This is a genomic window from Arthrobacter sp. SPT-J7 (genome assembly GCF_059089965.1).
On sequence record NZ_JBNHFF010000404.1, the window covers coordinates 1 to 1607 of the forward strand.

General features: G+C 63.5%; 2 protein-coding genes. Both read right to left on the bottom strand.

Going from position 1 to position 1607, the window contains the following annotated elements; all coding sequences use genetic code 11:
• Positions 1–918: glycosyltransferase (locus AC5RWX_RS33065; protein ID WP_494100390.1), on the bottom strand; the 918-nt coding region annotated here is incomplete at its 3' end.
• Positions 919–921: 3 nt separating this feature from the next.
• Positions 922–1215 carry a hypothetical protein gene (locus AC5RWX_RS33070; protein ID WP_494100391.1) on the bottom strand — a complete coding sequence of 98 codons (294 nt, stop codon included), beginning with the start codon at positions 1213–1215 and terminating at the stop codon, positions 922–924.
• Positions 1216–1607: the final 392 nt, after the last annotated feature.

Sequence of the window (1607 nt, forward strand, 5' to 3'; positions counted from 1 at the left end):
CGTTAGGTCCCGCAGCACCCAGGGGACCAGAGTCCAAGCCTGCAGGTGCCCCTGGAACCACCTGGTCCGTTGTTTGACCCAGCGCCGGACGTCCACGAGACCTTGCTGATGCACGGCCGAGGTGGAGCAGAACTCGATATTCCACCCCCTGATCAGCAGCCGCACGCCGAGGTCGAGGTCCTCGGCGAGGCTCCTGGACCAGGGTGCGGGGCCGAGGCTGATGAGGGCCGAGAGCCTCACGAACTGCCCGTTGCCACCCAACCCCACGCTCCCCAGGTGCCGGCGAGCGCGTTGGAAAACCTCGGTGTAGAGCACGAACTCGATATCCTGCATCCGTGCCAGCAGGTTCTGGCGGCGGTTGTTAATCCGGACCCCGATCTGGACGGCACCCAGCCGGGGATCGACGAAGAGCGGAATCACCTCGTCCAGCGCCTGCGGCTCCATCCTCCCGTCGGCGTCCACGACGCAGACGACGACATCCGAGGGATCGGTGTAGGCGCCAAGCGCCCCGGAGCGGATGTGCCGGATCGCCGCGTTAAGCGCTTCGCCCTTACCCTGGCGGGCGGTCGGCAGTCGTCGTTGCAGCAGGCTGACCCGGGGATCGGGGTTGGCTTGCACGATGGCCGCTGTGCCGTCGTCAGAACCGTCATCGATCACCAGGACCTGCATCCGCGGGTAGTCCATCTCCACGAGCCGATCGAGACTGGCGGCGAGGACCCGCTCCTCGTTGAGACAGGGCACCACGAAGATGACTGCTTTCTCGGCGGTTGCTGGGAAGGTTACCGCTCGACGTCGCGCGTACGCCGGTTCGAACCGGGACAGCACGAGCATCAGCACACCGTACAGAACCGACAGGAGAACCAGGCTCACGGCCAGGGTCAGGACGAAGTCGATGCGCTGATCGTTCAGGAGAATCATGGTCTATGTTCCCGACACCCGTGCTCCATGGCGCTTGGCCGTGGAGCTGACCTGCCGCATCGGCGTCGCAGACTGCGGAGCGCTCGACGCGACCGGCCTGCTGTATACGAGGCGCCGGCGGACGGAACGAGTCGTGTTCAGAAGGCCTGACACCACGACGGCGCTGATCATGAAGAGCGCGTAGGCCAAGAACAACATCATCGAGACCATGAGCAGGAATCGTCCCCCCACGTGGAGCGCCGACTGTGCGGCCTCCGCCGACACGAAGGCGCTCATGGACATCACAGAGTACGGCATGAGGTCATCTCCGTGGCGGCGTGAGCAGCCTGGTCTTTGGTCCCCGTTGATAACTGAGTCATCGCGTTTCCCCTGTCGTAAGTGAAATGCTGTTTTTGGCCCGGGGATGTCCCTTCCGCTCCAAGGGCCCCGCCGGCGTAGGACAGACGCTGCAGGCAGCGCTATCGGCGGCTCCGAGTGTCTTTTCCGGGTGTCCGGTAGTAGCGAGGGGTCTCAAGGTGCATCTCCTCGGAGTTAGGTGTTCCAGGAGCCGCTGCATAGCCCGCCGGTGTGTCCAAACTACGGGCCCTCCAAAGCCCAAACACGAGTACCCGGTACTTCAAAAGTATTCTTAGGGATACTTACACGCGGCATCTTTTGGAACCGGGTGGTTAGGTACTTGGTCATGACAA

Excerpts from the sequence above, each read along its gene's own strand:
- AC5RWX_RS33070 (WP_494100391.1), bottom strand. The coding sequence starts at position 1,215 with ATGCCGTACTCTGTGATGTCCATGAGCGCCTTCGTGTCGGCGGAGGCC.